A 26,462-nucleotide genomic window follows, 5' to 3' on the forward strand; every position below is an offset into this window, starting at 1 on the left:
TATATGAATATAAAAGTACGCTCAATTTTCTGTGGCCTAGTAATACTTCTGGCTGCCTGTAAAAAAGATAGTTCGGTAGACAATGCCGCAAATCAAACAGTTACGGATTTAGCTGTTCCAACGTCTTTTCATTGGGAAACCTCACGTGACGTTTCGCTAAGTATTGGAATTAGCGACACACGTTTCCAGAACAAGCTACATGTTGTGTCGGTTTACCTTAATGATCCTATAAACGGCGGCACGCCTATATCTAAAGGATCTGCCTCGTTAGTTAGTCCTTTTAACACAAAAATCTCCTTACCGACTACCATCAATGAAGTATATGTAGTAAAAACAGCACCGGATGGTTCTTCGACAACGCAAAAAATAGCGCTGACGTCGAATAATATTTCTGTGGCTTTAAGCTCGGTTAATAATACTCAATCGGTCAGCCTAAATCCTGTTATGGCTACTATCACTGAGGCAGATTGCGGACTTACAACTTCATCATCTAACAACACTAGCTTAAATGTAAGCAAAAATCAGGTCGTTTGTTTTACTGCTACTAACAACCTTTCACTCGATGTTACTGCGAATGAAGGAGGAACATTAAAATTAAATGCACCATCTAAAACAATTACGATCAATAATTTCAATCATACGGCCTTAAATATTGTGGTATCCAGTAATACAACTGTAGTTTTTAATAATAACTATGAATTGAAAAGCGCGGAATACATTATAAACAGAGGAACAATTACCTTCAACGGTCTGAAACTGGCTGGCAACACTGTTTTACAAAATGATGGTACATTAACCATAAAAAACAATTTCGAAACAAACAGCAATTCTACGATCGTCAATAACTTAGAATTCAATGTTACTGCAAACGAGTCGAAGTTAGACGGAACTTTTACTAACAATAAAGCAGCTATATTTCAGAATCTGGTCTTAAATGGTAATGCTGTTGTCAATAATCAATGTAACCTTACCGTAAACAATACATTCACTGTGAACAACACGCTGAACAATTACAGTTTAGTTACAGTAAAAGGCGATACTTACGTTAATGGTAGTGGAAAGATCAACTTGTATGCCGGTGCAATGCACTTAACTGCAACACTCAATAACATGGACGGCAGCATTGAGGGAATAGGCACAAGCTCACCATCATTATTTAAAGTGACTGGCAGGGTTGACGATAAAGTAAAAAATAATGGAGGAAAATTAACAGGCTCAGTACAATTTTGTAGCACAACAGACATTGGTACCAAGCATTATTCAAATGGTGCAGTCGCTTCATGCGATTTATATATCCCTATTACAGATTGTAACGCAACTGGCAATGGCAAAGCTCCTACCCCAGTTGTTACTAAACCCGATACTGATGGTGATGGAATCATTGATGAGCAGGATGCCTACCCAAATGACGTGAATAAAGCATTTAACAGCTACTCAGTAAACTACGCTAATGGTGGATCGACAATTGCATTTGAAGATAGCTGGCCGTTAAAAGGTGACTATGATTTGAACGATGTGGTATTGAATAGTAAATACTTGTTAGTAACTAACAGCAATAATATCGTTGTACAGATTAGCGCCAGTTATGCACTGAAAGCTACAGGTGCGGATTATCATAATGGGACAGGAATACAGTTTAATTTACCTGCTGCCAATGCGAAAGTTGTAACTGCGAGCGAAGGTATTTATCTCGAAGGAAAACAAGATAGCGTTGTGGTTATGTTGTTTGACGACAGCAGAAAAGAACAAGCAACAGGTAATACAGAACCAGGAAAAACCGTATCACCTGTCAAGAATTATTCTATAACATTTGATGTATTGGGCGGCCCGTTATTGGCAAATTTCGGTATCGGAACATATAACCCCTTTATCTGGAATAACACTGCAGGATTTGGACGTGGTTATGAAACACATATGTTTGGGAAAGCTCCAACAAAACTAGCCAATCAAAAATTGTTCGGAACGCTCGATGACAAGTCTGAACCCGGTAAATATTATACTACAGCAAATAACCTACCTTGGGCTATAGAGTTACCGATTGCAAATTTCGGTTATCTTATCGAACGCGTAGAAATCACAAAAGGATATACCAAATTCGCTGAGTGGGCAAATTCAGGCGGAAAATTATATCCAGATTGGTATACGAATTCAAACTTTATCAATTCCAGCTATATCTACACAAAATAAAAGATGAAGCACCCATCAAAATGGGTGCTTCATCTTTTATTAATGCCATTAACTTTAAATTCTCTCTTCTTTTCAAGAAATAGTTTCAGTGTTCCTTATTATACCTTAGCTTAGTACTATAATTTATATTGCGTAATTTCAGTTCCAAAATGAGCATTTTTAATAACGTCTCTTTATTGATTACCCATTACAACAGAAGCAGTTCGCTTGAGCGACTTCTGTTGAGGTTCCAGGAGTTAGATTTCCATTTTCATGAAATTGTTGTTTCTGATGACGGTAGTAAGCCTGAGCATCTTGAGCGTCTTAAGGAAATGCAATTGAGTTATAATTATATATTAGTTACAACGCTTAAAAACAAAGGGTTGGGCAATAATATAAATAAGGGTCAGGACCGCGTTTCAGCAAAATACACATTATATGTACAGGAAGACTTTGTACCTAAGGATCTGTTCAAAACTGAATTTGCAGCTTCTCTTAGTATGATGGAAGAAAATGAGCAATTTGATATGACGAGATATTATGCTTATTTTAAATATCCCTATCTTAAACCCTATCGGGGTAATTTCTCGGAAATGATTTTTTCTTCCTGGCCTTGGTATACCGGTTATAGAAAATTTTATTACTATAGTGATCACCCTCATCTGAGACGGAGTAACTTTTATGAGAAATTTGGAAGGTATGCTGAAGGCATACCGGTAGAAAGGACAGAATATAGGATGATGATGTCTTTTATTCAGCATAAAGGAAAGGCTTTATTTTACAATGATATAAACGGGCTGTTTAGTCAGGAAAACTCCTCTTCCGAGCCAAGCACAGTCCAACGAAACTATTGGAGGAACACAAAAAATCCGTTAATAGTAGTAATTAAGCACAGTTATCGCTATCTTAAGTTCCATCTGGACTTTCATCTTCAGAACAAAAGTGTTTAATATGGCTTTATTTGATATACCAAAATGGGTTAAGCTACATCAGTTTCCAGACAAGAAATTCAAAGATTTATCTGCTGATGAGATAGCTGATCTGAAATCACGTCTTAGTAAATTCCGGTCCGCAGATCCGGAGATTTCTGTTATGATCCCGGCATGGAACGAAGAGAACAATATCTTTAGAACATTGTCTTCGTTGGCTTCAAGCAACACAAAATATCGCGTAGAGCTTGTTGTAATCAATAATAACTCTACAGACAATACACAACACGTGCTCGATGAACTTGGTGTACTTAGCCTTTTCCAACCCAATCAAGGAACAGCACATGCACGTCAGATGGGACTAGAGGCAGCTAAGGGTAAATATCACCTTTGTGCTGACTCCGACACTTATTACCCGCCTTCTTGGGTAGACTTGATGGTAAAGCCATTGAGAACAGTTAAAGGTTGTGTTGGCGTATACGGCCGTTATTCTTTCATGCCAAAAGAGCCAAAAGAGCGATTCATGATGACGATTTACGAGAAGATCACGGGATTACTTATCCGGGTCAGAAAGTATAAACGTGAGCATATTAACTTTTTAGGTTTTAATATGGGCTTTCTTACTGAGGCTGGCAGGAACAATGGCGGATTTGAAGTAACGGAAGTAAGGAAGTTTGACAACGCAGTAGGGAGTGATTATTTTGTAGATGAGGCAGAAGATGGGCGGATGGCGCTCAACCTGAAAAAAGTTGGGCATTTGGTGCTTGTTACCGCACCTAAAGCTAGGGTATTCACATCAGCACGCCGCCTTACTTCAGAAGGTGGACTAATGCAATCTTTCCTCAATAGATTAAAGTTACATTCAAATAGAATGAAAGAATATTTATCAGGTCCAAGTTCAGAAAATTTTTAACACACTCACGTCAATACATTGGAAAATCAGAATCACATCACCATTGTTGCTGCAACAGATAACTTTTATGCCATTCTACTGGCTGCATTGATTAAGTCAATAGAAGTTAACCATGTATCTGGCGAGCCTATACACTTTTATATCATCGACGACGGGATATCTGAAAAGAACATACAGATGATCACTGGCTCTGCAAATCCGGCTATGTTTAAATTGCACTGGCAAAAAACAAAGGACGTTGTACCAAAGGATGTAAAGATTCCCACAGATAAATCTGCTTTTCCAATCACCACCTATATGCGTCTGTTTGCACCGTATATAATTCCAGCAGACACAAAAAAAATGCTGTATCTGGATGTGGATATGATTGTCATGAAAGATATTTCTGAATTATGGAATACAGATCTTCAGGGACACCTTTTCGCAGCAGCACAGGATCTATGTGAGATAGTCGGCAGTGACTGGGGAGGCATACCTAATTATAAAGAACTCGGAATAGATCCAGCCTCCAAATATTTCAATGCGGGTCTATTGTTAGTCGATCCTATTCAATGGCGTGCACAAGATATATCCAATAAAGTGATTACCGCAATTAACGTAAATATGGATTCCGTTAACTTCGCAGATCAATATGGACTTAATGTAGTTCTACATGGCCAATGGCTGGAACTTGATCGTAGATGGAATACTTTTTCGATACTCAATGTCGAAGATCCATTTCTTATACATTTTCTGGACATAAAACCTATCTTCAAGTCTTATAATACAAATAAGACCTATTATGATGCCTTCTATAAATATTTACGTTTAACACCGTACAAGTCTTTCAAACCCGTGAGTGATTATAAGCGGCTGTTCAGGAAGGTGATGATCAAACTCGGTAAAATGTTTAAATAAATAAACTTTATCGTATCCCTGTATTGTTTTTTATATGCAACTACAGTATGTTTATATTTCGTAAAGCTACGTTAGATGCTAAAGAATAAGTCCATTTTAATTATTGGCTATGACGCTAATTTGTGTCTTGGCGTCTTGTACTGTTTAAGAAATTCCGGGCACCGGATTTATTTACTGACGAGTAATCGGAAGAATGCGGCAAAATATTCAAGATTTCTCAAGAAAACTTATTGTTATGATCCCGATGATCAATTGAGAGAAATGATTGGAATCACCAAAAAGCACGCTATAGATTTGATTATGCCAATCGATGAGATGGAAATCCGATTTGTCAGTGCAAATCTTGAAGTATTATCTCAACACGCTAAATGCAGTCTGGTTACCGATCCATTAAATTTCGATATAGGTGTCAACAAGATGTTGCTTGCGGAATTTTTAAAAAAACATGACCTCCCCTGTCCTACTTTTGCACATATAGAAAGCGAAGATGAGCTTAAACTTGCAGCAAGCAAGATCGGTTTCCCTTTACTTGTCAAGCCAGTTAGAGGATCTTTCGGAAGGATGATCCAAAAATTCTCATCTCTTGAAGAATTAATGTCTTTTTACAACGAAAACGCAGACACAATGAGCGGCTATATCGTCCAGCCGTTTATTATTGGAAGTGATATTACATGTAATGTGATCTGTAAATCCGGAGAAGTTCTTTTCCATACGATACAGGAGTCTCCGGTAAAAACAGGATCTGATTTCAGTTCAAATGACACGCTTACATTTCATGACGACGAGAAAGTGATTGATATTATAAAGAAAATGATGAAATTATTAAACTGGAATGGTGTGGCTTGCGTAGATATGCGCAGGATGGCTAAAACAGAATCTGCACTTATATTGGAAATTAACGGTAGGTTTTGGGCATCGGTAGTTTCATCATATTTAAAAGCTGGATTGAATTTTCCTGAAATTATGGTTAGCTTAGCTTTAAATGAGCATATATCAATTTCTAAACAGAGAAATGCAGAGCAGATTTCCCTAAAAGAATATTTTAGATCGATCTTGACCAATGGCTTATCATTAAAAAAAACGAAGTATAAAAGTTATTTTTCTGATCCGGTAGCGAGGACCTTACAAATCCTAAACAACTGACCATAAAAAACAATACTATAATTGATCACAAATGTTCGAAAAATTAATTAATAAGGTTCTTGGTTTCCTGGTAAAAGTCAGATATGGTAATTTGCCCGTCGATCTTCGCTACTACTATCGTGATACATATTACTGCGAGCTTGTGCAATGGAAATATCTTTTGAAAGATTACGTATTTAAAAAGAAATATAAAGAGCTTGCATTTAGCGGGGAATTTGCACCCGAACTTCAGTTCGCTCTTCCATTTGCCTACTGGCACTATAAAAATGGTACGCTGAAAAGCACCAATGCAGCGAAATTTACTAAGGAAATGTATTTTTTCTCACCCGATCATACGGAAAGTTTTGATACAAGAAGTAACGAAGGAAATTACAACTATGAAATGCCAAGAATTCTTTACAGCCAGGATTACGATATGTCCAAATGGCTTCCTGTTCCTTTAAAGGATACTTATAAGAATGACGTATACAAATATGATAAACCCATACTGATCATTGCCAATAGGTATAATATGGAATGGGATGGCCCTCCAATCAGTTTTTACAGCATCGAAGCGCTGGAGCATATTATATCAAATCTTAAAGACCGGTATACTATTATCTATAATCGTCCCCGTCCACAAAATATTACAATGGACAATAGTGATGTTTATGACATGGACGAATTCGAATGGCTGGAAAAGGAATACCCTGAAGTAATTTTAATGGAGAACCTTTTTAAAGAGAATTTGGTTAAAGCCAATAATTTTAATCATTTGCAAATGATGGTGTATGCAAATGCGGATAAATTTATATCAATACATGGAGGAACCGCTACTTTGGCGAGTTACTTTGGTGGTGTGAATCTTATCCTATCGAAGAAAGGCCCTGAGCACCACTTCAAGTGTTACGAAAAGCTATATCCTAAGTTTTCGGGTGCTACGATCCTTCATGCAAAAACAGACGAGGATGTCAGAAATTATGTTGAGCAGTACTTTTAGCTAATTCAGATGAAATTTAAATTTAAAGATCAATATTGGATCAAATCGGGTTTCCTGAATGTTATTCAAAACTTTGCGGGCGTATTTTTTGGTTTTGCGAGTTTTTATTTTCTGGTTCGCCTTTTAAGTAAGCAGGATTATGGGGCATGGACGTTATTCATGTCGACAACAACAATCTTGGAAATTATAAGAAGTGGCCTTATCCAGAACGCACTGATCAAATTCGTTTCATCTTCAGAAAAATCTGAACATCATAAAATCATTTCTGCTTCCTTTACCATAAGTGGTGCACTTACGATAGGTTGCATTATCGCCAATCTGATTTTCGCGCATACTTTAGCCGTAATCTGGAAATCACCGGAATTAACTACGATGTTTTACACCTATAACATTGTATTTCTACTCTCGGGACTGCTTACGCAATTTAATTGTATTGAGCAGGCTAACCTAAGTTTTACGGGGATTGTAATCACAAATTTCATCAGACAGGCATCATTTTTCCTATATGTGGCAGCGTGTTTTTTAAGTAATTACAACATGCCACTGATTCATTTAATTTATGTACAGATTTTCAGTGCGTTATTGTCTACCATAGTCGCCTTTTATTATACAAGACCTTATCTTAAAATTGCTTTTAAAATCTATCCTGAATGGATTAAGAAGCTGTTCAACTATGGAAAATATGCTTTTGGTACATCAATCAGTTCAATCTTATCAGGAACAATAGATCAGATGATGCTCGGAGGATTACTGTCTCCAGCTGCATCGGGGGCATTTAACATAGCGGTAAGAATTACCAATCTTATTGATATTCCTACCGGAGCAGTTGCGACCATTGTTTTTCCCCAAAGTGCAAAGCGGATGGAGACCGAAGGTAAAGATGCTATCCGATACTTGTATGAAAAGTCTGTTGGCACTATCCTGGCTATTTTAATACCCGGCCTAATTGTTCTCTATTTCTGTTCTGGCTTTGTCGTTCATTTTATTGCAGGTGGTAAATACGATGATTCAATACCTTTGCTTCGTGTAACACTTTTATATTGCTTGTTGATCCCATACGGCCGTCAATTCGGTACTATCCTGGATTCGATAGGACGCACACGCTTAACATTTGTGATCGTCTTGATTACAGCAAGTTTGAACCTCGGTTTAAATTACTTATTCATCATTAGATTTGGAGTGATTGGTGCTGCCTATGCTACACTTTTATCAAACGTAATAGGATTTGCCATTGCGCAATACATTCTCCGTAAAGAGTTACATGTAAATGTTCTGCATACATTCATTTATGCTTACAGATTTTATCCTGAAGTATATCATAAATACATACGCCCAGACAAGAAACAAAATGAACCCAACTAGCCAAAGAATATGATCGGTGTAAAGTTTAACGGAAGACTCGGAAATCAAATATTTCAGTATGCTTTTTTTCAGTACTTGAAAACGAATAATCCTAAACAATCATTTTTTTTTATAAATCCTCATCATGCTTATTTAACTAAGTATTTTGAACTTGAACCGTATCAAAGTCTGACGCTAGGCTCAAAATTCTATTCGATAATTGCGCGATCAATCCCGAAGTTAATTCGATTTAAAGAAATTTATATCCAGAACATTCAGGTACCTAAAAAAATCGATGTAACAAACTGGACTATATACAAAGGTTTTTTTCAGACCGACTGGTATGTTAAACGAATTTCAGGAGATTTCAAGATTAAGCTGAAGCAGGAATTTTTAACTCAATTTCAGGAGCGATTTGGTGAACTTTTCAGCACCAATAAAACCATTGTGGTTCATATCAGGAGAACTGATTATATGAACTATGGTAAAAGGGATATTTCGCTGCCGATGCAATATTTTAAGGATCGACTTGATGCACTTGGTGATATATCTGCTTACAAGGTTTTTTTTGTAAGTGACGACATGGATCACGTAAAGTCGTTTTTTGAGCCAATGCCAAATTATGTTTATTCTTCAAATTCTGAAATTATCGATTTTCAATTGATCAGCAATGCTGACATAGCCATTATCTCCAATAGTAGCTTCGCCTGGTGGGCATGTTATTTATCGAAAAAGAAAAATACGGTTTATGGACCTAAAAATTGGCTTGGATTCAGGATTGGTAAAGAACATCCAAAAAAAGTGATGACAGATCGTTTCGTTTGGTGCGATGTACTTGAACCTAAATCCTAATCTGCAAAAATTCGATCTATCCACGTATCTATAGAATAATTTATCTTGTCAAAGGTTTCCTCTTCGAAAAAAGACGCAGGGATCTCGAAGTTAGCTGGATCTACGATATAAATCTGCTTTGGATTATAAAACGGTTCCGCACTGATATGCTTGTTGTTGGTGATTAACTTCTTTCCTGCCCCAAGCGCATCTAGAACTCGCATGGCGAGTCCCGATTGCGTTTCTGTAGTAATGTCAACAATGATGTTACTCTCGTTAAATAGCTGCAGATAATTATATTTATTCATCCGGGTGAAAGCAACATATTTACGGTCAATTTTCGCACCTTTAATACGTTCTCTTAAATAACGTTTAAAACTCAGGAATAAATGTGTCTTAAGCCGATAACCATTCTCAACAGAAAAATCGATAATTTTCTGCATTTCCTGGTAGCGTTCCAATGTATAGTTACCGAAAAAAAACAGATCATACTTAATCTTAACGGGTTTAAGTACAGAGAATTCATCGGTATGAAAGGTTGGGATATATTTGATGTTTAAATCTTCAGCATCTTTATAATCAAAAGTGTAAACACGGTCAAAACTACCCATTGCGTCCAAATAGTTCCAGTTATTTAATGAATCCCATTGATACAATATACTTCTGATGTTCGGATTCATAGACCTAACAGCACTTTCAAAACCGATCGGCATTTTATAACCCCTAATTACCAGCAAATAATCGAATGTTTGTCCGGATATTGATGTTAGAATGCAATTGTAATGTTGCGCCTGCCATTTATCCATTTGATCTGGTAAAAAGGAATCAATAAAAGCATGCTTGAGCGTGATATCCCGCTCATAGAAAAAAACTACTTCAGCTCCTCGGGCCTTTAATTTCGAAATGATCTCATCATTGTAATGATAAAATTTCACTCCGATAAATAGGATACGTTTGCCTCTAACTGGATCTTTTAACATAGAATTAAACTACGGATTTATACACATCATATGTTTGTTCTAACGATTTCCCTATTGGGAAATCCATCAACCTTATTAAACCTTTTGCAACTAAACCTTTTCGATGTGATTCATCCATCAATGTTTTTTCCATCGTTGCGATAAGAGAATCGACCTCATACGTACTAAAATAATCAACAGCTTCAGCCCCTATCTCTAAAAAGCACGCGGTATCACTTAGAATTACAGGACATTCAGCCTTAAACGCCTCCAATATTGGAAGTCCAAATCCCTCATGAAGAGAAGGATATACGAAAGCCACTGCATTCGCATATAAATAATTTAGTTGTTCATCCGAGACATTAACATGCTTAACTTTTTCTTGTAGGTTGAGTCTGGAAATTAATTCGCGATCCGCAATTGCGATTGCACCACCGCCGGTCAATAGCATCTCAATGTCCGGATACCGTTCAGAAAGTGCCTTAAATGCATATAAAAATCGATAAAAGTTTTTATACCCTGATCTATCCCCTACGTATAAGAAATAAGATTCGGGTAATCCTGGGATCTCCTGATAAATAAGCGGCGATTCAATATCTATCCCATGATAAATTACTTCAATCTTTGATGGATCAACATCCGAATAAGTAATTAAATCGGATTTAGTAGTCTCAGAAATTGCAATAATTTTATCTGCCGCAGCAATATTTAGCTTCTTATTATGTGTCAGATCATCTTCAGCCCAAAAATACTCAGGCAGCCGCTCGTGAGTCATATCATGGACTGTAGTCACTACGGGCTTTTTATTGCGTCCAATAAAATATGGGTCGTAATAGGTAGGATGCAAAATATCGTAATCACCTTTATTGATCAAATATTTACAATACTGTTGGTTTAACTTATAGGTTTTGGATCCGTATTTAGATTGAAGTAGTGACCTGCCCAGCTTGTTATTAAGCAACTGAGGTTCATCCTTAATGTAATGGTTCGGTGAATACAAGCAACCTATCTGGTAGTCGTAGTCAGGTTTATTTTTTATATCCTGAACTATATTGGCAAAATATCGACTAATACCACCATAACGTTGTGTACTAAATTTCTGGTGATCAAAAAATATCTTTAGTGGTTTCATCTGTTTAATTTATTTTTCAGGAATCTGGCCAACAAATCTGCAATTTCATTACCCCTTTTTTCCCAGGTATTATCTGCAGCAATCGAAAGCCTGGTCTCTACATCCGCTCTGGTATTTTTTGACAATGCAACCTTTATCCCTGCAGAAAACGTCTCTGCATTGGCGCAAAACTGTACCGTTTCCCCAGTAAATTCACGTAGATCGGTATTAAAATCTGTAGCTACAACAGGTTTTCCTGCACCAAGATACTCAAACAATTTAAGCGGAAAAATAGTATGGCTGACTTCGTCTTTCTTAAAGGGGATTAAAGCCACATCAAATCCTTTGATCATCGCTGGCATTTCTTCATACGGTACGCGTCCAACAAAATGGACATTGCCCGGCAGTCGAAAATCTTTAGGCAGGTACCCCTCATCAACAGGACCCGCAAACACAAAATTAATGTCCGGATTCGACCCGATTACTTCGGCAAGTAGTACATAGTCCATCCGGCGTTCAATATTTCCAAAATACCCTGCAATTGGTTGTTTGATATTGGCTAACGAAGGATGAACTTCAAGATTGTCATTTAATGCTTTTGAAGTGTGTGTAATATCAGCTGCATTTGGAATGAAATAAGTATTTGGATTTTGGGGTAATTTCTCAGTGTACAACTGTTTACTTGTGCAGATTACCAGATCACTTCTTTTAACGATTATCGCTTCAGATACAACACCGTGCTTTCTATCGTGCTCCACTATAAGCGGATCTACACAATGATAAGCTAACAATTTCGGCTTAAGAAGCGATCCCACATTTGGGTAATGAAAGTTGAAAGAATTAATGAAAATATAATCTGTTATATTTTTCGATTTTATACATTGCCTTACTCTGTTGTAAATCGTTTTTTCGTTAATTTTTAGCAAAAGCCGGTAAAAGCTACCTTCCGGCAAAAAATTAATTGATAAAAGCGGCGGAACAATAAGTATTTTAAGTCTGGGGATCGCCGTGTCAATAAGTCCATCAGATGACCTGGAAAAAGAATTTTTCCTGATCTGAAAAGCTGCATCTTTGTTTGAAAAATAGTCCTTTAGTGTATACGGATAATCAATGTAGTAAACGTCATTTTTCTGAGCAAGAAATTTAGCGATCGTAAAGCTGGTAGATTCATATGGCCCATCAAATTTTGCTATTCCTAAAATAAAAATCACTTCGTTTTCCAAACTCATCATGCTACTCTTCTTTTAGTCATCCAGAATGCTCCATCACTTTTTTCAGGCTTAAGGTGATGTTCGGGGTTTTTTTCCTGATCGAGTCTAAGTGTGATATTCATTAATGCAATAATCAGGTAGAAATACACACTTAAAGGAAACTGCACAATACCTTCTTGCGGGAAGTTTCCAATAGCAATGGCAAAAACCATCAAGACCATCGCTAAACAGTACGTTTTAAGTTCGGGATCTTTAATTGCAAAATAGTTATTTATGCCCGTTCTCAGTACCACAAAGAACAGTGCGCAAATTAATCCCAGTCCTATCCAGCCCAGTTCGACTGCGACCCTCACGAAACCACTGTCTGGCGGAAATTGGGCTAAGAACGAATTCGGTGAAAACCTAACACCCCAAACTCCTGTGGCACCAAGTCCACCACCGAGCGGATGAGTTTGTATATAAGGTTGTATACGTTTCTGATTTTGGGCGCGTACATTATAGGATGCATCGTCTGAGGGTCTGAAAGCACTTTGAAACCTTGCCAGACTGGCATTCGAAGTGGGTGTATAGACAAGCATAGCGAGTAGTAAGCTGAATGCGCCAAAAAATATTAAGATCCTTGTATTGAACTTAACGACCAGTAACAGAATCATTGCTGAAGGCACGAGTACGTATGCAGCACGTGTTCCTGAATATAGCATCACATTCATAAAAAGGGCTGCCATAATTGCCAACTTGATTTTAGAACTCACGCGTGTAGGACCTGTTATCAAAATAATACACAATATCGTTGACACTGCCATATTGTAAGCGAACGATACCGGATCAGAATAAATACTTGATTTTCTCCAGTGTCCGTTAATATACAAAAGATTCTGAAGAAGGGGATTAGCATCCAATACCCTTTGTTCGTAGTCAAAGAATCCGAAGTACTCCTGCTTGATAGCATATAATGCTCCTAGAATACTAAAAACCAACCACATCTTAAAAATTAATCGTATAAACTTCACTGAGTTAATCTGGTAGTTGAATATAAAGTAGGAAAGCATCACCCCCGCTACCGCACGGATGGTATATAGCCATGCCAAACGCGATTCGGCATTCGGATTAATTACCTGTATAAGGTTATAGCTAATCCACACAAGAATCATAAATGTAACAGGGTTTTTAAAAATTTCCCAGTTTGGTTTTGTCTTTTGATTGATAAAAAAACCAATTATAAGCAATAACAAAATACTGTCCATTACCGTCCCAAGCGGATAATCTATCTGGAAACCCAATGCATACATAACGAAATAAGCAGCGGTAAGGTAGGTAAGAATTCCAAAATGGGGGTACCTGATAATACAGAAGACAAATATTGGAACAACAATTCCTATGATAAGTAACAACCCCCCGGTGGTACTCCAAATCGCCACGATGAGCGCAAAGATGGCTGAGAAAAAGAGCAAACCAAGACCGACCGCTAAAATCGCAATCTTATTGTTTCCCTTCATGATCAGTTCGCTGACTCTCCCCATTATAAAAATAAAATTTTAATAAAGAAGAACGATACTAGCCCCAGGGATATTAAGATCGCAATATTTTTCTTTGCCAATAAAATAAACTTCGCAGCTTTCTTTTCAACATCAACAGGCTCAATTCTCATTTTATTTACCCCCTTCTTCCTCTTTAACGTAATGTGTTGTCGCAACTGATATCTTGTTTGCCTGGCGACTTTTAATCAACGATATCAGCTGAAAGAAAATAAACTGCGGAATGTTTACCAATGACCTATAGATGCGTTTGTCTGTATTGGAATAAGTCAGCGATATATAAAAAGACAGCACGAAAATAATCAAACTTAATATCCAAATTATGGCGGCTAGCCAAGCACCTAAAAACAAATTAATGGCAGCACAAAGTAGTGATAATAGCAAAAAGATAAATAATGGCGGTCTGAGCAAGATAAAACCAAAGATGAATTGGTTTCTGCTGAAATTCCTAGTTCCTGAAAAAACAATTGCAAATCCTAATTTGAAGTATTTAAACCAGGTATTAATCCACCTACTACGTTGATGAACGAGCTGCTCCGTCTGGGAAGTCTTCTCATCATACACAATAGCGTTGTGTGTAAAGGCGATTTGCAAGTCCTGCCCAACTATCCAGGATTGCAATACTTTATCGAATCCGGCACCATTCACATTATGTTTAACAAGAAATTCTCTATACAAGTCATAGCTGAAAGCCATTCCAGATCCAGCAAGCGTAGCCGAAGAACCAATTTCATAGAGCAATTGACCGTCATAAAAATGATAATAAATATCACGTGCAGCGTCCAGACATGAGATCGTGCTATCCAGATTCTTCGCCGCCCTAAGTCCTTGTACAGCCTTATATCCTCTGCTAAACACGCGATTTAGTTCTGCCAGATATCTCTTATCTACAATATTATCACTGTCAATTATTGTAACTGCATCGTGATTTCGCTGAAAATGATCCAGTGCATATTGGTGGGATCTAGTGTTGCTCGCAAGAATTTCCTCAGGTCGTAGGACTATTATCCTTGAATCTGTAAAATTCAGTTCAGAAATATCACAGTTATCTGCTACAATATAGACCAGATAATTCTGATACTCCATATTCAAGAGAGACTTAACAACAGCTGGCAGTAAGGCAGTTTGTTTATATGCAGTAACAATAACAGCGAAATCTATTTCCCCTACTGATATCGGATTATCCCTGCTTCTTTTCTTTACGAAAATTAACCAGATCAGATAAATACAAATCGGCAACAATAAGTTGTAACCTATTACAAATTGAATAAATAGCCATATGACCTCACTCAAACTCATGCTTATATTTTAGTTGTCGTCTTATTCATAATCCATCCCATAAAGAATCCTGTTCCTTTCAAGTAAGAGATGAAATTCTTTTTCTGTTCTGAAATCGTTTGTCCTGCTTCAAATATCGCCACTATATCCTGAGTGAATAACATCCATTCCTTTGACTGGTTAATATCATCAAGTGCCGCAGTTTCAATGATGATTAAATCATAGTAACGCTTAGCCCAATCAAGCTTAGCGCGGATTTGTTCATGTGTCGCAAGTTCAAGTAAGGAAGTGTCTCCACCACGATTACTTAAAATATCAATAGAACCTTTTTTCTCACTGATTGACACATTACTCTCACCCTTAAAAAAGTCTTCCAGATAAACTTTAGGATTTGCAGAGTTAGTAATCTCAGGATTAGTAAAATTCCCATCAATCAACAATACTTTTTTATTGGTCATCTTCCAGGCAAAAGCCAAACTTAATGCAAGCAAGGTTTTTCCTTCTGTTGGACTTATACTTGTAACGACAAGTACTTTATCCTTTAAGTCGTTTTCAATTTCATAACGTAATGAACGCAATTGGTTCTTGAATTCAAGGAGTTTGGGTTCTGTCGATTCTGTTTGCCATAAATTTGTTAAGTCTACAGAAGGTGCAACAAGCTTATTAACACCTCCCAAGACCGGGCTTTGTGAGGCATTTGCAAGCCCTTTCGGCGAAACGACACTATCATCCAGAAAATACATCAGGAACATGATAAAAAGACAGAATACAAAACTGATAATCCCACTCAAAATCACTAATAGCATCTTTTTCGACGGCTGCGCCAGGCCTGGCATACCCTGTTGAACGATGTTCAGCTTTACTTCAAATCCTGTTTCCAGGCTACTTTGATTGTATCTGTTTAGAATATCCAGATATTCCTTTGTTGCGATATCAACCTTCATTTCAAGCGCTTGAACTTCCGCTTCTTTAGGTACCAGACTACTAAATTCACCATTTAGTTTCCTCAACTCCTGCTCAAGCGAGTTCATGCTGTATCTCGAAAGATCCAACTTAACCTCTAAATCCATTTTTTGCTGGATAAGGGCCAATTTCTGACTCAAAGGATTGTTGATGTACTCGTCTGAAGATCTGTTGATCTGTTCTGTTAACTTACCTTGCAAGGAGTCAATTGAATGTTTATACTTATCATCCAGATCGTTCTGATAATAAAGGTCGTATAACGAACTCAGCTCTTGTTTAGTTGAGATGATGTTACTGTTGACTTTTGACATTGTCGCCTCAATATAACGACGTTCGTTTGGACTGAATTTACGATCAATTTCACTCAAAGCACCAGCAGTGGATGCGGTATTCTGCATAGCCTCCTGCTTTTTGTCGTCATATTCAATAATTCGAGTGTAAAGCTGTTTGGACTGCTCGTCCAAGTTTAGAACCCGATTCCGAATTTTGTAATCTCTTAAATCCAGCATTCTTCGGGTCAGGGTATCGTTTTTTTGCAATAATAAATTACTGAGGAAATTGGTCGTCTTGATTTGATTACTCTTAACAACAGAAGAATAATATCTTACAAATTCCGTAGATAACTCATTAACAACAAATGCGGAAAGTCCGGGATCTTCGGTTTCACACTGCACCACGATAAAGTCACTATCGCCAGATCTGAAAATACTCAATTTCCCACTCAATGCATCACTATCATAGCCCATCGACTGAATCATTTCATAGAGATTCGCTTGTTCTTTGTTGTATAAGTTCAGACTCTCATTTTTTTCATAGAAATTTTGATAAACTGCAATGGCACGTCTTTTCTGCGCGGCATCCATATTACTCAACTGTGAAGTGAGTGGCCTGAACGGTTTTGATGCTGTGAGATCATGAATGATTAATTTGTAAGAAACCAGATCGACCATTTTCTTCATCCGCATAATAGCGATAAGATTGCTGAATTTCTGAATAATCTGTGACGTTTGTGGAGCCACCTGATCCATTAGACTCTGCTTAGTCTCATCTACGATCCCTGTTGCAATCTGAGACTGGGAGATATAGGAATTGGGAAGATTACGAACCAGAAAGAAAGTAATACACACAGTAACAACAGGTATCACAATTAAAATAAAGCGATATTTCCTAAGAAGTCCTAAAAATTTACTTATCTCTTCCATCTATTTTATTTCTTCCAGTTTTTTAACGGTTAATTCTTCCAGAGCAGCTTTTGCAGCCAGATAATTGATTTCCGATTGAATCTTAGCTTCATTAGCCTGCGTGTAAGACATAGATGCTGTATTATATTCTTGTATCGTTACTTCTGCACGCTGATATTTGATTTTGACAACCTTATAATTGTTTTCAGCATCTAGAAACGCACTATTAATCGGCACCAGTAAAGCTTTTGATTGGAAAAACGTATAATATCTGCGTTTAACTTCAGCCTCCAAACTTAAATTATATTCAGCCTGATTATATTCAGCAATTTTCACCTGCTCCTTTGCTCTATTAACCTGACTTGGCTTCTGAAATAATGTTCCGGGATTAAATGAGAACCCAAATTGATAACCACTTAACACATCAGCGGTCGTAATGGTAGGCGTATTTGTCGAGTTTGCATCATTAGATCTTCTGACATACTGAAAAGAAAAAGGATCCAACCAGGAAATTTTCGCACCAGAAAGATCACTCTTTGCTGCCTTTACCTGACTTTCAAACTGCTTAAGCCTAGGATAGTTTTGTTTCGCTGTTGCAATAAGTTTTTCGATATACAGATTTGAAATACCCGTGATCACGTTCTCCTGAGCATTGGCCCCCGGGATGCTCAAAAGCAAAAAAAAAGATAATCCAGTAATTTTTAAATAGTGTATGGGTTTAGACATAGATTTCCAGTAAAGTTCAAATATATAGTTATGCTTCAAATAATGCTAATATTATACCAGTAATTGGAGTTGTGTTTATTTCCACATTAATGAGGCAAATATAGCCTGATAATCAATTACAACCCGAAAAATAACTTAAACTAAATAATAATCAAGATATTAAAATGGCAATAATTCCCCACGTCAAACACAGAAGTGTGGATATCCTTTCAACAATGGAGATATATTTCCACAATCTAACCTAGTAGCATCTTTCAAATACAGAAAAATCAATATTCTAAAGGCTAATTTTATTGATTTAAACCTATGTTTCAAGGTTCTTTGCGATAATGAATGAATTTCTTGCACAATGGCTTTATATTTGGATATTAGATTTGCGATAACATTATTATTAGTTCTATGATAAAACTTTTACGGTACTCCGTATTTTTCCTGTTTTGGCTTTGTATAGCACAAAAATCGTATGCACAATTTCCTTATGTGGAAAGTTTTAGGAATGCGAATGCTGCAGGTATCACGTTTGGCGGTGCACCGTCTGCTTTTTTAACTGCCGCAGGAAGTGGCTTTGATCAAACAACAAATCAACATACCGGTACACCACTAGATGCGCCGGGTAACGGATTCTTAAGATTGACAAGTAGTGCCAATGACCAGAAAGGGTATGCTATCAGTACAGCAAACTTCCCTTCAGCAAATGGTCTGAGCGTAATGTTTGAATATAATATATATGGGGGTAGCGGTGCTGACGGAATTAGTTTCTTCCTCTTTGATGCTACAGCTGCTCCATTCACTATTGGAGGATTTGGTGGTTCGTTAGGTTACGCACAAATAAACGTAAATACACCAATAGTTACTCCCGGGGTAAGTAAGGGATACCTTGCTATCGGTCTGGATGAATATGGGAATTTCTCAAATCCAACAGAATCCCGTCAGGGAGGTATTCCAGGTTTAAGACCCGGATCCGTTACACTTAGAGGATCGGGCGATGGCAATGCTACGGTACCTACCAATTATAGATATTTAACAAGCGTGCAAATGCCTACAAATTTCCCCCTTGTCGGAAATGGTGGGGCACGTCAGCCGGATTCAACCGTTACAGGTTATAGAAGGGTATTCATGGATCTTGCACCAAATTTAAATGGTGGATTTAACATAACTGTAAAAATTACGCGTGGAGGAACTCCAACGGTGACTGAAACAATTATCGACCGTTACTATTATCCAGACATAGCGCCAACAAACTTGCGTTATGGTTTCGCTTCTTCTACAGGGTTTCAAACAAACGTACATGAAATCAGAAATGTGGCAATTAATGCGTTTACGCCTGCTGGTCTTTCTACTCCTACCGCAGCTAACGATGCATTAACAGTTTGTCAGGGCAGCCCAGCTATAATTGATGTAGCTGCAAACGATAAAACTACAAATACTGGAGGAACGCTAATTAAAGCCTCGATTGACCTTGACCCAAACACTCCAGGTATTCAGACCTCATTCACCCTAACTGGTCAGGGGACATTTAGCGTAAACTCGGCTGGATCTGTTCAATTTGTTCCAGTATCAACCTTTACTGGAACCGCCTCGTGTAATTATACCATTCAGGATTCGTTCGCGCTGACTTCTAATATCGCGACGGTAGCTGTCACAATAGCTGCTCCTCCAACCCAACCCAACGCCGGGCCGGATGAGTTCGTAAATATCACAAATCCTACTGCAGTATATGTTTTAAACGGAAATAGCCCTGGTGCAAACAGTGGTATTTGGACACAGGTATCTGGACCAACTGGTGCAGTAATTACCAATCCAGCAGTAGCCAATACCACTGTTACCAACCTTACAGGTGGTACATATGTATTTAGGTGGTCATTCACATCGGTAGGCGGATGTACGCTCTCAGACGATGTGCAGATCATCGTAAATCATCGCCCTGTTGCTGTAAATGACGAGTTTGCTACTGGATTAAATACAGACGTTGCAATTCCAATTTTAAATAACGATACTGATGCTGACGGCAATGCAACTATTGATAAAGCATCCATAAGTATTAAAAGCCCACCTGCACATGGTACACTTGTTGTAGACAACGTTACGGGATTAGTTACTTATAAACCGACCCCAGGATACTCTGGAATGGATTCCTTTGTGTACACCATTAAAGATAATTTCGGTGTCGAATCCAATACTGCCATAGTCAATATCGCGGTAAATGTTAAGCCCATTGGTGCTGACGACGCCACTACCACGCCTACAAACACCCCGGTTATTATAAGTATATTAGATAATGATCCTGGAAAAGCAGGAACCACGCCAATTAAAACAACTGACCCATTACATGGAACTGTTATTTTTAATGCAAACGGAACAGTTACCTACACCCCGACGACTGGTTATAGCGGCAAAGATATTTTTACGTATAAACTAATCAATGGCAACGGATTAGAATCCGACCCAATTACTGTAACAGTTAACGTGAAACCGGCTGGCTCAACTGATAATGCAACAACACCAGCGAACTCTCCTGTTATTATCCCAATAAAAGATAATGATGCAGGTAGAACGGGTACGACCGTAACGATTATCACTCCCCCACTTAGTGGAACTGCAACAGTTACTCCAGCAGGCGTGGTAACTTACACACCAACTACAGGTTTTGTGGGTAAAGATACATTTACGTATACACTAACAACTGCTGACGGACTGGTATCAGACCCTATTGTAGCCAACATCACAGTGAAACCAGTAGGGAGCCCTGATGCTGTTACCACAAACACAAACGTACCACTACCAATTCCGGTAAAAGATAATGATTTAACCAAGTCGGGCACAACAGTGATTATCCAGACCAATCCATTGAGAGGTATTGTTACTGTAGGAACAGATGGTGTAGTAAATTATGTTCCCAATACTGGATATTCTGGTAAAGACTCATTTACATATATACTAAGAACTGCGGATGGTATTGACTCTGACCCTATTTTAGCATCGATCACAGTTAAACCAGTAGGAAGTCCTGATAATGTAACAACGCCAATCAACACTGCGATTTCAATCAGCGTAAAAGACAATGACTTGTCCAGAACAGGAACGCTTGCAACAATTAATACCAGCCCAACACATGGAACAGTAACGGTGGATGCACTTGGTGTAATGCGTTACGTGCCGACAAACGGTTTTTCAGGAACAGACACATACACTTACGTGCTAACAACTGCCGATGGTATTGCTTCTGATCCAATTACAGTGACGATTAATATCGCTTCACCCATTGTTACACCAGATCTTACGGTAACCGGAACCTCTGGCAAACCAGGAACAATCAATGTTCCTTTGCCAACAGGCGGAAGGATAACGATAGTGCGTCCTCCATTACATGGTACTGTGACAATCGATCCAGTTACCGGACTACCAGTATATACGCCTGATCCGAATTATAGCGGACCAGATGATTTTACGTATACAATAACTGACGGAAACGGAAATACTTCGGTAGCTCCAGGTAGAATTACGATCAATGTATCGCTTCCTGCCAAAATCGGTCTCGCAAAAAGTCTTGTAACAAGTGTTAAAAATACAGATGGAAGTTATGATCTTACCTATTTATTTTCGCTCGTAAATAATGGTGATATAGCTGTTGAAAAAGTCAGCCTGACAGATGATCTGTCAGCAGCATTCCCGGGCTGTAAAGTTACAGTGACCAGGCTGAATGCCAGTGGCATTTTGTTTACAAACCCGCTGTATAACGGCACCACTGTTCGTGAAATGCTTTTAAACACCAGTACTGTAAGAGCAAAATCGAAGGAACAACTGATCTTGCAGATTAATGTAGTGATAGGTGATAAAGATGGTACTTTCAATAACACCAGCTTTACAACCGGAGTTTCGGCGAGCGATGGTACCGTTACTTCAGATACTTCTACCGATGGTGTGAACCCAGATCCAAACGTTGCAGGTGACTATTCGCCTGCCAACCCAACACCAGTAAAGTTAATCCGCAATGAACTATTTATACCTAAAGGATTCTCTCCAAACGGAGATGGCATTAACGATCTGTTTGTCATAGAGAATGGAAGTGGAAAACAAATTCTTTTAGAAGTGTTTAACCGCTGGGGAAATAGAATCTTCCGTTCTGCCGACTATAAAAATACCTGGAATGGTAAAACGACAGAAGGGGTTTACATCGGTGACGATGTTCCTGTCGGAACTTACTACTATGTAGTAATAGCAGACAATAATAAGTACGTAGGATATATTACAATAAATAGATAGGATACAGCATTCAGCGCAGCACATTTATTATAGCTGCGCTTGATTGTTTGATTACCATAAAATTATACACTGATGAAAAGAATGACTAAGTTACTCCTGCTTCCAGCCTTACTGCTATTAAGTATAAGCGCTAGTGCCCAGCAGGACGCCATGTACACCCAATATATGTTCAATACCCTTGCAATTAATCCAGCGTATGCAGGTAGTAGAAATGTTGTGTCAGCTACTGCACTTGCCAGAAGTCAGTGGACAGGTATCGAAGGTGCCCCGAAAACTGGAACGTTCACCATTGACGCCCCGATTATGGACAAGCGTTTTGGTATTGGCCTGCAGCTAATGACAGATAAACTTGGCGTAACCCAAACAAATGCTGCTGCTGTAAGCTTAGCCTATAGAATACGTCTTGATGAAGCTAGTTTAAGTTTTGGTGTTCAGGGAAACGTAAGTCAATACAGGTCCAATCTGAGTAGTGTGATCACAGGATCTACATCAGCTTATGATCCGGCATTTGCTAACGATGTAAGAAAAACGCTATTCAATTTTGGAACGGGTGTATATTATACTACGGATAAATTTTTCTTGGGGCTCTCGGCGCAAGACCTTATACCAAATGCCTTATCAGACCAAGGTACAACAGGTGACCGGATTGCAGGGAAACAAGCGTTGCACGTATTTTTATCGTCAGGATACGTATTTCCTGTATCGGACGATTTCAAACTGAAACCTTCCTTTTTGATAAAATATGTACATGGTGCCCCAATTGAAGGCGATATCAATGGCACGCTGTGGATTAAGGACGTAATTGGAATTGGTGCACAATACAGAACTAAAGCAGATGTTTCCGGAATATTGGAAATTCAGGCTACACCTCAGTTTCGTATCGGTTACAGTTATGACCGGAGTACAACACGTTTACAGAATTTCAATTCAGGAAGTCATGAAATCATGCTTAGATTTGAATTTGGATCTGAGCGCGGACGAATCATTTCACCAAGATATTTCTAAATTAACGTATGAAATCAACCTCTACAAAAGCCAGTATTCTGGGATGTATATGCCTGCTGTTTAACCTTACAACGGCGATGAGCCAAACAACGGCCAAAGATGATGCTGAATTAAAAAAAGCCACAGAAGATTTCAAAGCCTTTAGGTATGTTGCTGCGATCTCGAGATTGAGTCCATTGGTTAAAAGTGATACTACGAACGTTAAAGCAATGGATATGCTCGCCTATAGTTATAAAATGACGAATAACTATAAGGAAGCTTTGACGGCTTATGAGCAGCTCAGTAAACAAAAGCCACTAAAACCTGAATGGGCCTTAAATTATGCAGAACAACTTGCTGTTGCACAACAATACGAAAAGTCTGAAAATTGGTATAGGAAATATTTACTCCTTACTCCAGGTGATAAACGCGCAGCCAATTTTGCTAATACAAAATTGGGCGACCTGAGTAAAAATGGTGGTCACTGGACTATAGGCTATCTAAACATAAATACTATGGGTTCGGAGTACTCCCCCGTATATTACAATGATGGTCTGCTTTTCGCAAGCAATAGACAGTCAGGGAAATTCCTAAATCATGTATTTGAATGGGATAATACACCTTTTACTAACCTTTATTCGGTAAGTAAGCTTAAGGACATCAAAATAATCAATGCAGATAGCGCATTGGCTGCCTCACAAGCTAAGAATGCAAAAAGTAGAAAAACGAATGTTGATGATACGGCTCCTACCAGCAACGACACGAAAACATTAGGCAATGCTGCTCCCGTACGATGGGCAGATATGAGTTCGGTACTGGAAGAAAGCAAATTCACCAAGTTGCTTAATGGGAGTGTCAATAGTAAATATCATAATGGCTCAGCTTCTGTATTCCCTGATGGATCAATCATATTCACCAGAAATAACTATTTTAAAGGCCAGACTCAAAGAAGCACCGACGGGATCATTAAATTGAAATTATATACCGCTAGCGGTGAAAACCTTAGCAAAATCACGGAGTTTCCCTACAACAGCAACGAATATTCTGTCGGACATCCCGCGTTGAATAAAGATGGAAACATCCTCATCATGGCGTCTGACATGCCCGGCGGATTTGGTGGTACGGATTTGTATTACTCCGTGCGATCGGGTAAGGGTCCATGGACCAGACCCGTAAACCTAGGAAAGAAAATCAATACAGAAGGAAATGAAATGTTTCCATTCTTAGATAAAGAAGGGAATTTATATTTTGCATCAAACGGACATGCTGGACTTGGTGGACTTGATTTATTTAAGGTTGCACTTAAAGAAATGAAGGCCCAGTCGGATCCCGTTAATATGGGTACACCCATCAATTCATCTTTCGACGATTTTGGTTTAACGATCAGTGACGATGGCAAGAGCGGTTACTTTAGTTCTAACAGGAAAGGAAGTGATGATATCTATAACTTTAAAGGTTCTACCAACAGACTGACGCTGGAAGGAACGGTTTATGATGCGATCACCAAGATACCACTTGCAGGTAGTCGCCTGTTAATGCGTCATCTTGATGGCGTAGATACGATCAGAACAAATGCCAAAGGATATTATAAACGCGACTTACCAAGGGAAACTGACTACGAGATTACCGCACAAAAACTTGGTTATGTAAATAAAATCAGCTTCGTTAGCTCTGTTGGAATTGTAGGAGACACAACTCTTAGAAAAGATATCTATCTAAATAAAGCAGAAAGTTTACAACAATATGTAATCTCAAATTGCGATTCACTGAAGAAGGTTTTTGCAGTAAAAAACATATACTATGACCTGGATCGTTCTGAGATTAGAGCAGATGCCCGTCCGGCCCTGGATGAGCTCGTTAGGTTAATGACTAAATATCCAGAGATCTCGGTTATTACATCTAGCCATACCGACAGTAGAGCTACTGAGCAATACAATAGGGCATTGTCATTCAGACGAGGTGAAGCGGCTAAATCTTATCTCATAGCCAGAGGTATATCGCCTTCGCGGATCAGTATCGAGTATTACGGTAAAACCAGATTAGTCAACAGATGTTTCGACGGAGTGCCATGTTCAGAAGAAAACCAACAACTAAACAGGCGGACGGAGTTTGATGTGATATTAAATGGGGTAAATATCACGCGTCAAAATTGCGAAGATAAGTAGCTAAAATACTTATAACTAGGTATATAACAAACGAATATCGTACCATATTTTTAGAGAAATTAAAACTCAAAAAATATGGTACGACTATCCTCCTCAAAAAAACCTAAAACACTCCAAATTTTTATTTTTATTGTTTTAGCTGTTCTATTTGTCTTTTCCGCTTGCGAAAAGGACGATACCAGTAATTCAGAAGAAGATCAAACGCTAACCTGCGGCTCTTCACTCCCATCCCGATACCAATGTATCTCTGCAGCAGGAAAATCGACTATTACGAGCTATAACATACCTGAGCTCATTGGATGCTGGGATAATGATGGAAATGATTTTTGTATCGAATACAAATCTGATGGAACAGGCATTATAACTTCCAAACCAAGTACTTTTGTAACGGCATCAACAGCAACCTTTAAATGGGGAGCAATGGTAGATTCCAAGGGTAAATTGCTACTCTCTAACGTCGGTACAATTTATATTGCACATCAGGCAACACAGGGATCTTTTGATCCACAGTTAGCCCTGCTGAGTTTTAAACAATCTACAAAACAATTTTACGGATATAATATGTCTGCCATTGCTAAATGCGCCACGGTCTCAGGAGGCGGAACGGGCACAACAGGCACTGGAAATATCATCTTTTGGATTAATTCTGATCTGGGATGCGGAAATATAACGGTCAGCGTTTCCGGGAAAAGTGCCACAATTAACAAATCTTTTTCCGCCTCGCCAGCATGTGGCGCAGATGGTGGAGCCAATTTCACGCTGCCAGTAGGAAATTACAGTTATACGGCCGAATGTAGCGGAAAAAAATGGACTTCTACCTTCTCCATCACGCAAGGTGTGTGTTTTAAGATGCAATTATCTAAATAAACCCGGGTATAAACCTTTTT

General features: G+C 38.4%; 19 protein-coding genes. 12 read left to right on the plus strand and 7 right to left on the minus strand.

All coding sequences use genetic code 11. The features are described from left to right. Window positions 1-3 precede the first annotated feature (3 nt). From CLV32_RS01610 to CLV32_RS01645, 8 genes are all read left to right on the plus strand, one after another. Complete coding sequence (locus CLV32_RS01610) at window positions 4-2,187, plus strand: LruC domain-containing protein (RefSeq protein ID WP_133551719.1); 2,184 nt, start codon at window positions 4-6, stop codon at window positions 2,185-2,187. Between the two features lie 149 nt (window positions 2,188-2,336). After that, window positions 2,337-3,116, plus strand: coding sequence for a glycosyltransferase family A protein (locus CLV32_RS01615; RefSeq protein ID WP_133551721.1), 780 nt, complete (start codon window positions 2,337-2,339; stop codon window positions 3,114-3,116). Between the two features lies 1 nt (window position 3,117). Then, on the plus strand, window positions 3,118-4,008 hold the full coding sequence (locus CLV32_RS01620) for a glycosyltransferase family 2 protein (protein WP_133551723.1): 891 nt from the start codon (window positions 3,118-3,120) through the stop codon (window positions 4,006-4,008). Window positions 4,009-4,026: 18 nt separating this feature from the next. After that, complete coding sequence (locus CLV32_RS01625; RefSeq protein ID WP_243732210.1) at window positions 4,027-4,905, plus strand: glycosyltransferase family 8 protein; 879 nt, start codon at window positions 4,027-4,029, stop codon at window positions 4,903-4,905. Between the two features lie 75 nt (window positions 4,906-4,980). After that, complete coding sequence (locus CLV32_RS01630) at window positions 4,981-6,048, plus strand: ATP-grasp domain-containing protein (RefSeq protein ID WP_133551725.1); 1,068 nt, start codon at window positions 4,981-4,983, stop codon at window positions 6,046-6,048. A gap of 31 nt (window positions 6,049-6,079) precedes the next feature. Beyond that, entirely contained in the window at window positions 6,080-7,027 is a 948-nt protein-coding gene (locus CLV32_RS01635) for a hypothetical protein (RefSeq protein WP_133551727.1), read from the plus strand. Window positions 7,028-7,036: 9 nt separating this feature from the next. Beyond that, entirely contained in the window at window positions 7,037-8,389 is a 1,353-nt protein-coding gene (locus CLV32_RS01640) for a flippase (RefSeq protein ID WP_133551729.1), read from the plus strand. Window positions 8,390-8,398: 9 nt separating this feature from the next. Then, window positions 8,399-9,220 carry an alpha-1,2-fucosyltransferase gene (locus CLV32_RS01645; RefSeq protein ID WP_133551731.1) on the plus strand — a complete coding sequence of 274 codons (822 nt, stop codon included), beginning with the start codon at window positions 8,399-8,401 and terminating at the stop codon, window positions 9,218-9,220. On the opposite strand, the gene CLV32_RS01650 is transcribed toward CLV32_RS01645, so the two are convergent. From CLV32_RS01650 to CLV32_RS01680, 7 genes are all read right to left on the minus strand, one after another. After that, entirely contained in the window at window positions 9,217-10,179 is a 963-nt protein-coding gene (locus CLV32_RS01650; RefSeq protein WP_133551733.1) for a CgeB family protein, read from the minus strand. The genes CLV32_RS01645 and CLV32_RS01650 overlap by 4 nt on opposite strands. A gap of 4 nt (window positions 10,180-10,183) precedes the next feature. Beyond that, complete coding sequence (locus CLV32_RS01655; RefSeq protein WP_133551735.1) at window positions 10,184-11,290, minus strand: glycosyltransferase family 4 protein; 1,107 nt, start codon at window positions 11,288-11,290, stop codon at window positions 10,184-10,186. Further along, window positions 11,287-12,501: a glycosyltransferase gene (locus tag CLV32_RS01660; protein ID WP_243732211.1), complete on the minus strand. Its 1,215-nt coding sequence runs from the start codon at window positions 12,499-12,501 to the stop codon at window positions 11,287-11,289. The genes CLV32_RS01655 and CLV32_RS01660 overlap by 4 nt, the downstream gene beginning before the upstream one ends. After that, a complete protein-coding gene (locus CLV32_RS01665; protein WP_133551737.1) occupies window positions 12,498-14,000 on the minus strand; it encodes an O-antigen ligase family protein in 1,503 nt (500 codons plus the stop codon). Before CLV32_RS01665 ends, CLV32_RS01660 begins: the two co-directional genes overlap by 4 nt. Before the next feature lie 129 nt (window positions 14,001-14,129). Beyond that, entirely contained in the window at window positions 14,130-15,314 is a 1,185-nt protein-coding gene (locus tag CLV32_RS01670; RefSeq protein WP_133551739.1) for a glycosyltransferase, read from the minus strand. Between the two features lie 2 nt (window positions 15,315-15,316). After that, window positions 15,317-17,458 (minus strand): exopolysaccharide transport family protein, encoded by a 2,142-nt coding sequence (locus tag CLV32_RS01675; protein WP_133551741.1) that lies wholly within the window; start codon window positions 17,456-17,458, stop codon window positions 15,317-15,319. Beyond that, window positions 17,459-18,163, minus strand: coding sequence for a TolC family protein (locus CLV32_RS01680; RefSeq protein WP_133551743.1), 705 nt, complete (start codon window positions 18,161-18,163; stop codon window positions 17,459-17,461). Window positions 18,164-18,562: 399 nt separating this feature from the next. On the opposite strand from CLV32_RS01680, the gene CLV32_RS01685 reads away from it, so the two are divergent. From CLV32_RS01685 to CLV32_RS01700, 4 genes are all read left to right on the plus strand, one after another. Continuing rightward, window positions 18,563-22,426, plus strand: coding sequence for an Ig-like domain-containing protein (locus CLV32_RS01685; RefSeq protein WP_133551745.1), 3,864 nt, complete (start codon window positions 18,563-18,565; stop codon window positions 22,424-22,426). A 72-nt stretch (window positions 22,427-22,498) separates the two neighbouring features. After that, entirely contained in the window at window positions 22,499-23,431 is a 933-nt protein-coding gene (locus tag CLV32_RS01690; protein ID WP_133551747.1) for a PorP/SprF family type IX secretion system membrane protein, read from the plus strand. 8 nt (window positions 23,432-23,439) lie between these two features. Then, a complete protein-coding gene (locus CLV32_RS01695) occupies window positions 23,440-25,575 on the plus strand; it encodes an OmpA family protein (protein ID WP_133551749.1) in 2,136 nt (711 codons plus the stop codon). 75 nt (window positions 25,576-25,650) lie between these two features. After that, window positions 25,651-26,442, plus strand: a complete 792-nt coding sequence (locus CLV32_RS01700) for a hypothetical protein (protein ID WP_133551751.1) — start codon at window positions 25,651-25,653, stop codon at window positions 26,440-26,442. Window positions 26,443-26,462: the final 20 nt, after the last annotated feature.

The sequence above is a fragment of the Pedobacter duraquae genome, from assembly GCF_004362245.1.
In the GTDB taxonomy this organism is placed as follows: Bacteria; Bacteroidota; Bacteroidia; order Sphingobacteriales; family Sphingobacteriaceae; genus Pedobacter; species Pedobacter duraquae.